General features: G+C 51.3%; 12 protein-coding genes, 1 tRNA gene and 1 pseudogene. 2 read left to right on the top strand and 12 right to left on the bottom strand.

Going from position 1 to position 12,753, the window contains the following annotated elements:
- Positions 1–350: pseudogene (locus tag ACLTD4_RS30165) on the bottom strand (sugar ABC transporter permease); the annotation flags it as partial.
- Between the two features lie 24 nt (positions 351–374).
- Positions 375–1,697, bottom strand: a complete 1,323-nt coding sequence (locus tag ACLTD4_RS30160; RefSeq protein WP_117624161.1) for an ABC transporter substrate-binding protein — start codon at positions 1,695–1,697, stop codon at positions 375–377.
- Between the two features lie 239 nt (positions 1,698–1,936).
- Between ACLTD4_RS30160 and ACLTD4_RS30155 the strand changes: the two genes are divergently transcribed.
- Both ACLTD4_RS30155 and ACLTD4_RS30150 read left to right on the top strand, forming a co-directional pair.
- On the top strand, positions 1,937–3,775 hold the full coding sequence (locus ACLTD4_RS30155; protein ID WP_117624162.1) for a sensor histidine kinase: 1,839 nt from the start codon (positions 1,937–1,939) through the stop codon (positions 3,773–3,775).
- Entirely contained in the window at positions 3,753–4,508 is a 756-nt protein-coding gene (locus ACLTD4_RS30150) for a response regulator transcription factor (protein ID WP_117634552.1), read from the top strand. The genes ACLTD4_RS30155 and ACLTD4_RS30150 overlap by 23 nt, the downstream gene beginning before the upstream one ends.
- 137 nt (positions 4,509–4,645) lie before the next feature.
- Here ACLTD4_RS30150 and ACLTD4_RS30145 read toward each other — a convergent pair.
- The 10 genes from ACLTD4_RS30145 to ACLTD4_RS30100 form a co-directional block, all read right to left on the bottom strand.
- Positions 4,646–4,717 (bottom strand) — tRNA-Gln (locus ACLTD4_RS30145).
- A 139-nt stretch (positions 4,718–4,856) separates the two neighbouring features.
- Entirely contained in the window at positions 4,857–6,392 is a 1,536-nt protein-coding gene (locus ACLTD4_RS30140) for a hypothetical protein (RefSeq protein ID WP_412331798.1), read from the bottom strand.
- Between the two features lie 34 nt (positions 6,393–6,426).
- Positions 6,427–6,999: an RNA polymerase sigma factor gene (locus ACLTD4_RS30135; protein WP_002602284.1), complete on the bottom strand. Its 573-nt coding sequence runs from the start codon at positions 6,997–6,999 to the stop codon at positions 6,427–6,429.
- 77 nt (positions 7,000–7,076) lie between these two features.
- Positions 7,077–8,255: a cation diffusion facilitator family transporter gene (locus tag ACLTD4_RS30130; RefSeq protein WP_055654351.1), complete on the bottom strand. Its 1,179-nt coding sequence runs from the start codon at positions 8,253–8,255 to the stop codon at positions 7,077–7,079.
- A gap of 1 nt (position 8,256) precedes the next feature.
- Positions 8,257–9,009: a tRNA pseudouridine(38-40) synthase TruA gene (truA, locus tag ACLTD4_RS30125; protein WP_002602282.1), complete on the bottom strand. Its 753-nt coding sequence runs from the start codon at positions 9,007–9,009 to the stop codon at positions 8,257–8,259.
- Positions 8,993–9,466: a VanZ family protein gene (locus ACLTD4_RS30120; RefSeq protein ID WP_117624166.1), complete on the bottom strand. Its 474-nt coding sequence runs from the start codon at positions 9,464–9,466 to the stop codon at positions 8,993–8,995. The genes truA and ACLTD4_RS30120 overlap by 17 nt, the downstream gene beginning before the upstream one ends.
- Complete coding sequence (locus ACLTD4_RS30115) at positions 9,463–10,629, bottom strand: aminotransferase class I/II-fold pyridoxal phosphate-dependent enzyme (protein ID WP_055654355.1); 1,167 nt, start codon at positions 10,627–10,629, stop codon at positions 9,463–9,465. The genes ACLTD4_RS30120 and ACLTD4_RS30115 overlap by 4 nt, the downstream gene beginning before the upstream one ends.
- A 292-nt stretch (positions 10,630–10,921) precedes the next feature.
- On the bottom strand, positions 10,922–11,518 hold the full coding sequence (locus ACLTD4_RS30110; RefSeq protein WP_117624167.1) for an AAA family ATPase: 597 nt from the start codon (positions 11,516–11,518) through the stop codon (positions 10,922–10,924).
- 188 nt (positions 11,519–11,706) lie between these two features.
- A complete protein-coding gene (deoC, locus tag ACLTD4_RS30105) occupies positions 11,707–12,393 on the bottom strand; it encodes a deoxyribose-phosphate aldolase (RefSeq protein WP_117624168.1) in 687 nt (228 codons plus the stop codon).
- Positions 12,394–12,414: 21 nt separating this feature from the next.
- The coding region (locus ACLTD4_RS30100) for an iron-containing alcohol dehydrogenase (RefSeq protein WP_412331797.1) at positions 12,415–12,753 on the bottom strand (339 nt) is incomplete at its 5' end.

The raw sequence follows: 12,753 nt of genomic DNA, 5'->3' as shown, positions 1-12,753 counted from the left end.
ACCAGATACGACATGACCTGTGGGGACAAGATGATCATGCGCTGGAAATTCTTGCATTTAATAAACTTCTGGGTCAGAAGAAGGGCCAGCGCAAGGCCGACAACCGTCTTCATGACCGTGGTAACAACCGTGAACAGCACGGTGTTGCCGATATATTTTAAGTACTCGGAATTGCCCTGAAAGATCTTTTTATAGTTGGTAAAGCCGACAAAATTGATCTCATCGCTGAAATTGTTCCAGTCTGTAAACGAATATGCGATACCCAGCAGACCCGGAAGGAAGCACAGCAGGAAAAAGAGGATCGCCGCGCCGCTGGCAAAGTACCAGGGATATAATTTGTTTCTGCTCATGACTGTACCTCCTTTCCGCCGCCGTTATTTTACCCAGCCCGGGTCCTTCTGCAGCTCCGCCTGTTCGGTACGCCGTCTCATGATCGTATCCAGCACATCCTGGGGCGTCATGGCTCCGGTATACATTGCCTCCAAATCTTTTCCAACATCCATCCACTGGCTGTCGATGTAGTTCACAGAAGTCTGGACCACGTTGGCTTTTGTGAGGGAATCTAAGAACTTCTGGTCCTCATCGGAGTATTTGCTCTTAATCTCCGGCCAGCAGAGCGCGCTTAATTCCGGCTGTCCGTCGAGACGCTTTTGAAGGTTTCCCGGTTTCGCCAGGAACTCGAAGAACTGTTTTGCCTCTTCCACGTATTTGCTGTCCTTGTTGATAAAGTAGGCATTGCTGGCAGGATTGACGCCGACTGCTTTATTGTCATCCCACGGCATAACGAACGCCCCCAGCTTCTCTGTCGCCTTGAAGTCCGGATAATCGGCTTCGATCTCACCGCGGAATCCCAGCTCGGCAATGGTCATGGCGCACCGCTCCGTGGCTATGGCCTCTTTTGCATTCTCCCATGCGTTGCTTAAGTAGTCATCTCCGAAGTATCCGGCTTTTGCACACTCGTCTAATTCTGTGATGATGTTCAGTAAATGAGGAATAGAGTCTAAATCCACTTCATTCGCATTTAACTTATTGTAGATCTCGGGATCATCGGCCAGCCATAATCCTCCGGTCTCAAACAGGGGCAGTACCTGATGCCAGCCGTTTGTGGTGGCCTCATAGATCGGTGTCGTTTCGGAATCCTGAATGGTCTGGCAGACCGTCCTGAATTCTTCGTATGTAACAGGCGCTTCCAGCCCAAGCCTGCTGAATATGTCTTTGTTATACAGATAGAAATACATCTTCGCTCCCGGGAAGGTAATGCCGTATACCTTGTCATCTACGGAGACAGCCGAACGGGCACTGTCTTCCATGCGGCTCACCCACTCCTGTCCGGTCAGTTCTACACTGTACTGGTCCATATGAATGCTGGAGGTCAGACCGACAGGCGTATCCACACAGATGATATCCGGCGCCTCTCCGGAATCCAGCTTCACCTTAATTAAGTCTCTCCACTGGGCGTCGGGGGAAATCTGGAAGTCGATTTTGATTCCGGTCTCGGCTTCGAATTCCTTCGCTAAATCCTGGACGATTCCCGATGTCGGAAGACCGCTCTGGTGGCTGCCGAAGGTCAGGGTTACGCTCTTCTTCCCATCCTTTGCCGCGCCTGTATTGCTGTCTGATCCACAGCCCGTCACCACTGCCGCCGCCATGACCGCCGCCATAGAAAGGCTTAATGCTCTCTTTATCATCTTTTTCATATCTGTTCTCCTTTTCTCAACTGATTCTCACTCTTTTTCCACACTTGTCTTTTGTGTCTATATTTTATCGATAAAATACGTTTCCTTTAGCGTAAATTCATCATAACACAAGAGTCATTTTTACAAAATAGACAATTCCGAACTACCATTTGCATTTTTTTGAACTACAATGTATAATAGCACTCACGAAGGGAGGTGGCGTTCTTATCAAAAAGACGACAAAGCATTATTCCCAAAAGATGTATCTTTTTGTCATATATGGCCTGTTCATCCTGCTTCTGCTGGGGATTTTTTTCTTTTTCACCTACACGCATTACAGGAAAAATGCTCTGGAAGAAGCGAGAAAAGATTTAGAAAACATGTGCGCCTCTGTAGAAGATTCTGTGGAAACCCAGTTAAACAACATATCGACCATTTCCATGAATATCGTATACTCCAACGCGGTAAAGTCCAATTTCAAAGAGTTCTCAGCCTCCTATCGGAGGAACGGAACGGACCCGCGCCGTCTGGCGGCCTCCCGTGAGAAGGCTCTGGCCATCCACGATATTGTCACCGCGATCATCGGCGCCTATCAGTCGGCCTCCGATGTCCGGATCTACACCATGGACGGTTCCGTGGCCGGATACTGGCTGCTGCTCTCTTCCGTAGACTTGGAATCGCTTCCCTGGTACGAGGAGACCATGGCGCAAAACGGCCACATGTATATCAGCAACCCGGAAGTGCAGAAGGATTTACCCGCAAGGGGCGGCAATAAGGATTCTCAGAAGTTCATATCCCTGGTGCGTCTGTTTCTCGACACCGCGGGACAGCCGGAGGGCATCGTCGAGGTCATACAGGACTGCGATACCATCTTCTCCCTGGCAACCCAGCTGGAAAACCAGAACCCTGACAGCCGCGTCTACATTTACAATTCCAGAAAAGAGCTGGTCTACCCCTACAATGATACGAAAGTTGTGCCCGATTACTACGGGCTGATCGAGCGCAGAGGCCTTCCGGAAAATACCGGCAGGCTTTTAAAAACCGACTCGGGCGAGAACCTTCTCTTTACATACCGGACCACACCGGACTATAACTGGACCGTGATCTTAACGAAGCCGAAGGCGGCCATCTACGAGCCTCTTAACACCTTCCGGGTGATGTTCGCCCTGATCGGCATATTCTCCATTTTACTCACCCTGCTGATCTGTTTCTACATCTCAGAACGGCTGACCGCACCGCTTCGGAAGCTGACGGCGGCCACCGGCAAGATCACCATCAACCGGGTGCTGGACGAGAACAAGGTGAATCTGACTTCCGCGGACAGCAATATCACAGAGCTTTCCATGCTTTGCGAATCCATCCGCAGCATGTATGAGAAGCTCCGCAGCACCTCCCAGGAAGTGCTCTTATCCCAGAGCGAGGAGACGAGAGCCAAGCTGCAGGCCACACAGTCGCTGATCAATCCGCATTTTCTCTACAACAGCCTGACGAATATCAGCGTCATGGCCGAGGAGGAGATGAATGAGGACATCATTCAGATGTGCCAGGCCCTGTGCGATTATTTCCGGTATATCTCCTCCTCCAGCGAGATGATCGTTCCGTTAAAAGAGGAGATCTTCTACACCAAACGGTACTTAGAGATCATGCAGATGCGTTATACCGAGGAATTTCATTACACCTTTGCCATTGAGGAAGAGGCCGAAAACATCTGCATTCCCAAATTGATCATCCAGCCGTTGGTGGAAAACGCCTTCAAATACGCCTTCGACAAACAGCCGCCCTGGGAGCTCACCATCTCCGCTTCCACCGAACACGACCGCTGGCTGCTGAGAATCCAGGACAACGGCGGCAATCTAAAAGATGAGAAGAAGCAGGAGCTGCTCCGCCTGTACCGGAACTTAAACCTCAATGAGGAGTTGAAATCCATGCAGATCGGAGGCATGGGTCTGAAGAACGTATATCTCCGGCTAAAACTGCTTTACGGAGAGAAGGCAGTATTTGAAATCGAAAATACACTGCCGCTTAAGACGATCTTTATCCTTGGAGGGCCTGTATACCATTCAAAGGAGGAATACCATGAGCAGCATCCCCCATTATAAGTATCTGGTCGTGGAGGACGAAAGCCTGATACGCAAAAACTTAATAAAAAAGATCACATCCCTGGACCTGCCGCTTACCCTGATCGGAGAGGCGGCCAACGGAATGGAGGCCATCGTAAAGGTGGAAAAGGACTGTCCCGACCTTGTCATCACGGACATCCGCATGCCGCAGTGCGACGGCCTGGAGCTGTCCCGGTATCTGCACAAGAATCATCCGGGAGTGAAGATCATCATCCTCAGCGGCTATGACGACTTTTCATACGCTCAGGCCGCCATCAAGTTCGCAGTCAGGGATTATCTGTTAAAACCGGTGACCGCGCAGGCGCTCTCCGAGTCGCTTCAGAAGCTGCTGATCACGATAGGGACGGAGACCGAGGAGCTGGAGACCTACCGGACCAGGAACAGCGCCCTGGATCAGAAGTCCATCTGCGAGCTTTTGGAAAAATATCTTCAGGAAAATTATCAGCACGATGTCTCCTTTCAGGAGCTGGCCGAGAAATTCGGTTTTACGCCGGAGTATTTGGGGAAAATATTCAAGAAATATACGGGAGAAACTCCGTCCAAATATTTGACGAAGCTGAGAATGAACGAAGCCAAACGGCTGCTCCTTAATAATCCTGATATGGAGATCCAGATGATCGGAGAGCTGGTCGGCTATAAAGACGGCTTCTACTTCAGCCGTGCATTTAAGAGTTATACGGGAATTCAGCCGAGTGAATTCAGGAACCGTTGATAAATATACGTTCAGACTAGAATAAAGAGTCCGACAAACCGGACGCCTGCGCCGGAAGGCTTTTTTGTAATAGAATCACTTTCCGATCACAAAAAAAGCTTTTAAGCAAAAGATCTTATGCTTAAAAGCTTTTTATACTGGGCTACAAGGATTCGAACCTTGAAATGACGGAGTCAGAGTCCGTTGCCTTACCATTTGGCGATAGCCCATCAACACAACGGTTGTATTATACTATACGATATTCTCCTCGTCAAGCCCTTTTTCCATATTTTTTCTATTTTCTTTATTATTCCTTCAAATCAAACAGCTTAAACCATATTTCGTGTGCGGCAAATGACAGGGTTCGCGTCATGCCGCAGACGCCGCAGCAGCCGGCGGTTGGGTCTGTGGTTCGGTCGGTGCTTCCGTCGGGGGCTCAGTAGCCTGGGTGCTCTCCGTCTCCGGCACAGATTCTGTTTCGGCCGGTGATGTGGCAGAAGCCTCAGACGATTCCTCCGTCTGAGGCTGTGTTTCCGTTTCTTTTGTTTCTTCTGTATCCGGCGGCACTACCGGTTCCTCGTTGGCATCGCCATCCCCGATTACCGGAGTCTCGAAGGTTCCCTTTACCGTCGTCTGCTTCCCGTTCTTCGGAGATATTCCGCCGAGAACGAACGTATATGAGGTTCCGCCTTCCAGGCCGCTTACGTAGATCTCACAGGTGGAGCTGTCCGTATCGCCTACCATGGCGGAATACGTGGTTCCGCCCTCATCTTTTACCGATACGGTAGGGTTCTTCCACTTTACCTTTGTCTTGAAATTAACGGTCACCACACCATTCTCATAATCGACGTAATCGATCTTAATCTTCGCGTCTGAGACCGGTACCTGTGCTTCCGTCGTCGGCGCTTCTGTCGTCATCACCGGCAGATCGGTGGGAGCCGGCGCTGTCGTCTGCGGAACCGGAGCCGCTGTCGTCTGATTTCCCGTCTCAGTCTGGGATTCCTCCGCCGTCGTCGTTTCCTCTGTCGTCGCCTCTGTTGTCACGGGCACTGTCGTGACCGGCTGCGTGGTCGTCTGGGCGGTGGTGGTCATATCCTCGCTCACACCCGCGTGGCCTCCTACTGCATAGGAACGCTCCGTAATCTCCTTTGCAATCTCCTCCATGGTCAGGGGAGCCAGCTTCTCCATGTCCTCCATGGTCAGAGTAGGATTCTGATCGATCAGTTCTTTCAAAAAATATGCTTTTCCATAGGATATTCCGTAATCGTCCGCCAGCGCCTTCACATGATCCTCTTCGATGACCTGCTGGTCGTATACCACGGCTTTCACCTGATTTTCTTCCAGGGAACTCTGAATATCATTCACGACCGACGACCGCAGGGCCGATGCCTTGCTGACACTGTCGTTGGAGACTGTTACAAGAATGGCGTTGTCCAGATCATCCAGGTAGCCATGGGTCACCATGGAACCGATCACCGCGTTCACCGCCACATTAAGATCAACACCCTTTAGATTCATGTCTTCCATAATGGCTTTCGCGTCTTCGTTCAGCGGCGCTGCCTCCAGCACCCGGTTCTTCCGGTTCACGGACAGCTCCACGCTGGGATTGACATCGATGCCGATCACGGAGTCCACTTTTCCGTTGCGGTACGTATAAGTTCCTCCGGCGACTGCCACCATACAGAGGCACGCAGCGGCCAGAGCTGCAACCACGCGCATCCGCTTTCGCATCACGGTAATGGAACTCACGGCTCTTCCCGCATCTTCATGCAGCTCCTCGGCTGCCATCTGGGGCACACTCAAATCTATTTTATCCAATACATTCGGAGTCAGGTCCATGACCGCAGACTTCAAATGCGCTTTTATCTGTTCTCTGTTCAGTTGTCTGTCAGTTTTGTGAAACATGAACACTTCCTCCTCTCTTTTTATTCCTTGATCTTTACGTCAGATAATTTTCTAATTTCTTCATCGCACGGTTATATTTAGACAGGACGGTAGCCAAAGGCATACCTAATGAAGCTGCGATCTCCCGGTGCTTCATCCCGGCAGTCGCGTGCAGAAGGACAATCTCCCTCTCCTCTTCTTTCAGGATCTTGAGCGCCGCGGCCAAAACCAGCTTATCCGCCGCCTGTTCAATCTCCGGGCATACTTCCCCTGTCTCTTCGCCTTCCAGATCCTCAAATGCGATATCGGACTCATGCTTCTGATTGCGAAACTTCATGTAGCATAGATTCCTGGCTATGGTAAACATCCATGCCAGCGGCTTCCCCTGGGACTTGTAACCCGCAGCGGAAGTCCATACCTTTATATAGGTCTCCTGCATGATCTCTTCGGCATCCTGGGGATTCTTTACAATAGACAGGATAAACCCGTAAATTGACCGGTCTGTATTCTGATATAATTGTCTGAACGCTTCCTGGTCTCCCGTTCCAACCTTATTAAGGAGCACCTCATCGCTTAACCGGCCGTAGTCTTCCGGCCCATCAAGGCTCATCATACCCATAAACAACATGGAGTCGATTTCCTTTCTACTAAGTTAATGCAGGATGCTGTCTTCTTATTGCATATTATGGAAATTTTTTTGTTTCCTTATTCTTCCACACCAAAGCCGCTTTCTGTCGTCATGACCAGACAGCACCTGCTATCCCGCTCTGCTACCTTCTCTGTTATCTCTGTCCTGATCTGTTCTCTCGCCGCCCTGTCGTAATCTCTGGGAACGACCAGATCGAAGATCAGATTGATCTGTTTTTCACCTTCAACCATACGAAAATCGTGGAAACTGCATTTGGAATCGATGCTCTCAACGATAGCTTCCACCATTTCCTTAAATTCCGTTACCCTGCAGTCCTTCGTCTCGATGGGATCCATATGGATCACGAGGAAAATACCGAAGCGGCGCTGTGCCTCCCGCTCCACATAATCGATGATTTCGTGGGATTTTTCAATGCTTACATCATTCGGTACCTCCGCATGGATCGACGCCATGCTTCTGGAAGGCCCGTAATTATGTACGATCAGATCGTGACTCCCCACAATTCCGTCAAAACTTTCAACAAATTCCGTGATCTCCCGGTAAAGCTTCGGATCGATAGGCTCTCCGATCAGGGGCGCCAAAGTGTCCCTGGCAATCCCGACACCTGCCCACATGACGATAAGCGACACGATAAGACCCACGATTCCATCGATATTGAGCCCCCAGATTCCGTAAACCAGAATGGACAGTATGGTCGCTGAGGTTGTGCCTACATCGCCCATGGAATCCGCCGCGGTCGCCATCATGACAGAGGAATGGATCCTCTTTCCCAGCTTTCTGTTAAACATTCCCATCCACAGCTTCACGCAGATGGACATGAGAAGAATGACTATGGAAATATACTTAAACGTCATCTCTTCCGGATGAAGAATCTTGCCAAGAGACGTCTTAAACAGAGAAAAACCCACCTGGATGACGATAAATGCCACGATAAACGCCGCAATATACTCCACCCGGCCGTGTCCGAAGGGATGGTCCTCATCCGCCGGCTTGCCCGCCATCTTCACGCCGATAAAGCCGATGATGGAGGAGGCCGCATCCGATAAGTTGTTAAATGCGTCAGCCATGACGGAAATGCTGTTGATCAGCAGTCCGATAAACAGCTTTGCCGCAAATAAAAGCACATTGCAGCAGATGCCCACGGTACTGGCCATCAGGCCATACTCCGTTCTCACGCCGATATCTCCCGTATTCTCGTAATCCTTAACAAAAGTCTTCACTAAAAAATCTGTCATGTTACTCCCTGTCCTCATACATAACCCGCTCCAGAAACAGACCTTCCGGCGGCGCCGTAAAGCCGGCTGCCTGTCGGTCCAGTTTCAGCAGGATTTCCTTCATTTCCTGTGGACTGCGCTCTCCGAGCCCAATCTCGATCAGCGTTCCCGTGAGAATTCTGACCATATGATATAAAAAACCGTTTCCCGTATAGCGGATCAACAGTTTCGTTCCTTCTTTTTCAAATGTGATATCCGAAATCGTCCTCACTGTGGACTTTTTCATCTTTTTGTTGCCGCAGAAGCTCTTGAAATCGTGTTCCCCCAGAACACAGGCCGCCGCTTCCTCCATCCGCTTCACCGACAGAGGCTTTCCGAGCCCATAACAGTACTTTCGCTCGAATACATCCTTCTTCGGTCCCATCTCAATCCTGTATAAATACGTCTTTTTCACAGCATTCAACCTGCTGTGGAACTTGTCCGGCACCGTCTCCACCGAGAGCACGGCGATATCCTCCGGCAGGTACTGATTAAAGTATGCCCTGATCTGGTCTTCCGTCATACCGGTATCTGCATGGAAATTAGCCGTCTGGGCCAGAGCATGGACTCCAGCGTCTGTCCGCCCCGATCCGTGCACCTCCACCGGCCGTCCGGTGAGTTTCAGTAAAATCCCCTCCAGCTTACCCTGAAGCGTGTTTCCCGTATTGCCCTGTTTCTGCCAGCCGTCATAGCGGCTTCCGTCATACTGAAGAACTATCTTATAATTTTTTATCACGTTTTTTTACTCCCGTCCTGCTTAAAATCCGTCCAGTTGCCATAAATACCACGGTTCCGAAGGCCGCTCCCGCACAGTCCAGCCAGACATCGCTGATCTGTCCTGACCGGCCGGCCACAAAAAGCTGTATCGTCTCATCGGTAAACGGCACCAGAAAGCTTACAAGCACCTGAGACAGAACGCGCCTGTCCAGTGACAGGGCAAACGTCCGAAAACAGAGGCAGAGCAGTATTCCCAGCGCGGCGTATTCCGTAAAATGCGCCGTCTTGCGGATCACATGCTCCGTAATGATGGTACTGTCCACGCCTCCCGCTGTCAGAACCTGCTGCACCAGCTTAAGCACCGCCCCGCTGTCCGCGGAGGAGAGGTCGGCCGTCTTCATGGAATTGGAGAAAATAAACAGCACGTAAAGCACCGCCGCGGCACTCCAGAGATACTGTCTCCTTTTCGCTGTCATCGCAGCATACCGCTTTCATCGACCAGCCTCGCCGCTTTTTTAAGCACGTCCTCATCCTGGACGAGGGCCAGCCTCACATATCCCTCGCCGGAAGGTCCGAAGGCGCTTCCCGGAGTAACCAGAAGTCCTGCCTTTTCGGCCAGTTCCATGGCAAAGGAGGTGGAATCGGAAAATTTATCCGGTATCTTCGCCCACACGAACATGGTGGCCTCCGGCTTGTCCATCTTCCATCCGATCTCCGTCATCCCGTCACACAGGGCGTCCCGCCTGCGCTCATAGGCCTTTCTCGTGGTCTCCACACAGGCCTGGTCTCCCGTAATCGCCGCGACCGCCGCCTTCTGGACAGGCAGGAACATGCCGTAATCCATATTGGATTTCAGCATCTTCAAGTGGCTCACCACTTCTTCATTGCCCACACAGAAGCCGATTCTCGCGCCTGCCAGCCCGTAGGTCTTGGACAGGGAGTTAAATTCCACGCCAACCTCTTTCGCACCTGGGAAATGAAGGAAGCTTCCGCACGTCTTCCCGTCAAATACCAGCTCGCTGTATGCGTTGTCGTGCAGAACGATGATGTCATACTTTTTCGCAAACGCAATGACCTCCTCGTAAAAGCAGTCCGGCGCCATGACCGTGGTCGGATTGTTCGGGTAGGAAATGACCATGAGTTTCGCCTTTTTTGCCGTCTCTTCCGGAATCTCGCTCACATCGATGATGTATCCGTTTTCCTTTCTCTGAGGCATATAAAAAAGGGTGGCACCCGCCAGAAGAGGACCATCCGCAAAAACAGGATAACAGGGATCGGGAACCAGAACGACATCTCCCTCATCGGCTACAGACAGCGCAATATGGGCCAGTCCTTCCTGAGATCCCAAAAGCGAACAGATCTCCGTCTCCGGATTCAGGATCACGCCGTAGCGCCTCTCATACCACTGGGCTGCCGCCTCCAAAAGCTCCTTCTGGTCACTGATGGCGTAGACGTAATTCTTCGGATCCGCAGCCGCCTCGCACAGGGCATCGGTAATATGTCTGGCCGGCGGTATGTTAGGCGCCCCCACGCCTAAATCGATCACGGTCTCTCCCCGCTCTTCCTTCTGTCTTTTTATCTCCAGTAATTTAGAAAATATTCCTTCTCCAAATCGGTCCATTCTCTCAGCAAACTGCATCGATTTCTTTCCACCTCGCACTTCCATCAAGATTTTATCAAAATCCATAATGTATATTATTATAGTACAAAGGTGGACATAATACAAGAAAAGTTTCAGGAGGACGGCCAGCCAGCATTGTATCCGTTTCTGCCGGTGTTTTTGCATGACAGAAGAATTTTTCTATACATACACAAAAATTCCCCAGAAGCCGGCTGCCCGACTTCTGAGGAATCTGATATCCATATTCACGGCCGCGCAGCGCTGCGTACTGCATCGGGCCTGTCCCGCTCCGGGGCGTATCGTATTTATCCTACTGCACCGATTCCAAATAGGCCAGGACCGCCTTCAGGCAGCCGTCCACGCCTACCAGACCGCTTTCCAGAGAAAGGTGGTAGTTCTGGGCCTTTCCCCACTCATTGCCGGTGTAATACTGATAGTAATCCTTCCGTTTCCGGTCCACCTCGCGGATTTTGCTCTCCATCTTCACAGGATCGATGCCTGTCTCCAGGGAATTCATACGTCTGATCCGGTCCTTCATCCTGGCGTAAATGAACAGATTCACACTGTTCTCCAAAACCATGTCCGCGCACCGTCCAACGATCACACAGGGGCCCTGGTCCGCCAGCTTCCGAATCACCCTGGACTGCGCCAAAAAGATCTGATCCGACATGGGAACCTGATAGATGGAAGAAAATGGCGAGTAGAAATGGCGGTCCAGCGGATCTTTTATAAACGGCATGTTCTCATCATAATGAAGAAATGCGTCCTCCGACATGTCGCTCTCCTCCGCAGCCATGGAAATCAATTCCTTATCGTAAAACGGAATTCCCAGACTCTCAGCCAGTTTCACTCCCAGTTCACGTCCGCCGCTTCCAAATTCACGACTGATTGTAATCGCTCTTTCCATAAACCATTCCTCCTTGTCCTGAGCACTCAAAACGGCTGAAACAGGCCGCATGTGTACGATGTATGTGCTAAAACTCATACCTGCATTGTACCACATCCGGCCGTTTCTGTATACCATTTTGCATACCGTTTCTGTGTGCCTGTCCGGGAGTCTTTATAAGAGTCTCTTCAGGTTATGACAAATATGCTTCAGGACTCGCGCTGCCGTGCTTTCAGTTCCTCCACGATCGAAACACTGGCCGTCGATCCGATCCGGCTCACCCCCATATCGATCATCTCAAGCGCCGTGTCAAGCGTTCGGATTCCCCCCGCCGCCTTTATCTTCACCGCATCTCCCACCATCCGTTTCATCAGCATGATATCAGCTGCCGTGGCGCCGCCGCTCCCAAAGCCAGTCGAGGTCTTGATAAAATCAGGCCGCACCTCCAGGGCAATCCGGCAGAGCGTCTCCTTCTCCTGATCCGTCAAATAGCAGTTTTCAAAGATGACCTTGGAGATTACTCCCGCCTTTCTGCACGTCTCCACGATGGAAGCCATCTCCCGCTCTACGTATCCATAGTTCTTCTCTTTCAGTTCCGTCAGGTTTACGACGTAGTCGATCTCATCGGCCCCGTTTCGGATGGCCTCTTTCGTCTCATTGGCCTTATCGTTGATCGTCGTCTGCCCCAGCGGAAAACCGATGGCGGCTCCCACATGGACATCGGAGCCGGAAAGCAGCTCCCTGCACAGAGCCACCGGGGCCGGATTAATGGCTACCATCCGGAATCCGTATTCCCTGCTCTCCCTGCACAGCTTCTCAAAATCAGCCCGTACCGCATAGGCCTTCAGCTGGGTGTGATCAAAATACCCGGCCAGTTCCTTTGGCGTTATCCTCATGTCTGTCTCCCTCCTCATTCCTTATCTGGCCAGCTCCAAAATCTCCATCACCGCCGACTGGTCCAGTTTTTCCATACTTCCCAGGCTGCCGCCCGCAACTGCGCGCCCGGCCATTCGCGAAAACTGGCTGTCATCGATTCCGGCCTCTGTGAGCGTGGTAAAAAGCCCCAGTTTCCGAAAGAAATTCTCCAGGCAGCTGATTCCCAGCGCGGCCAGCTCATCCTCCCGCTTATCCTCCGCTTCGATTCCGAATACCCTTTCCGCAAACTGTGCAAAACGCGCCGGATTTTTCCTGCTCACAGCCTTCATCCACGCCGGAAATACAATGGCCAGCCCCGCTCCGTGGGCAATGTCGTAGAG

The sequence above is a fragment of the Hungatella sp. genome (genome assembly GCF_046966825.1).
Note: the sequence above shows the minus strand (reverse complement) of the source record. Positions and strands in the feature narration are given on the sequence as shown.

What these genes read in the sequence shown, in the direction of transcription:
- ACLTD4_RS30160 (WP_117624161.1), bottom strand. Translation starts at nt 1,697, where the DNA reads ATGAAAAAGATGATAAAGAGAGCATTAAGCCTTTCTATGGCGGCGGTC.
- ACLTD4_RS30155 (WP_117624162.1), top strand. Translation starts at nt 1,937, where the DNA reads ATGTATCTTTTTGTCATATATGGCCTGTTCATCCTGCTTCTGCTGGGG.
- ACLTD4_RS30150 (WP_117634552.1), top strand. Translation starts at nt 3,753, where the DNA reads ATGAGCAGCATCCCCCATTATAAGTATCTGGTCGTGGAGGACGAAAGC.
- ACLTD4_RS30140 (WP_412331798.1), bottom strand. Translation starts at nt 6,392, where the DNA reads ATGTTTCACAAAACTGACAGACAACTGAACAGAGAACAGATAAAAGCG.
- ACLTD4_RS30135 (WP_002602284.1), bottom strand. Translation starts at nt 6,999, where the DNA reads ATGTTGTTTATGGGTATGATGAGCCTTGATGGGCCGGAAGACTACGGC.
- ACLTD4_RS30130 (WP_055654351.1), bottom strand. Translation starts at nt 8,255, where the DNA reads ATGACAGATTTTTTAGTGAAGACTTTTGTTAAGGATTACGAGAATACG.
- ACLTD4_RS30120 (WP_117624166.1), bottom strand. Translation starts at nt 9,466, where the DNA reads ATGACAGCGAAAAGGAGACAGTATCTCTGGAGTGCCGCGGCGGTGCTT.
- ACLTD4_RS30115 (WP_055654355.1), bottom strand. Translation starts at nt 10,629, where the DNA reads ATGCAGTTTGCTGAGAGAATGGACCGATTTGGAGAAGGAATATTTTCT.
- ACLTD4_RS30110 (WP_117624167.1), bottom strand. Translation starts at nt 11,518, where the DNA reads ATGGAAAGAGCGATTACAATCAGTCGTGAATTTGGAAGCGGCGGACGT.
- deoC (WP_117624168.1), bottom strand. Translation starts at nt 12,393, where the DNA reads ATGAGGATAACGCCAAAGGAACTGGCCGGGTATTTTGATCACACCCAG.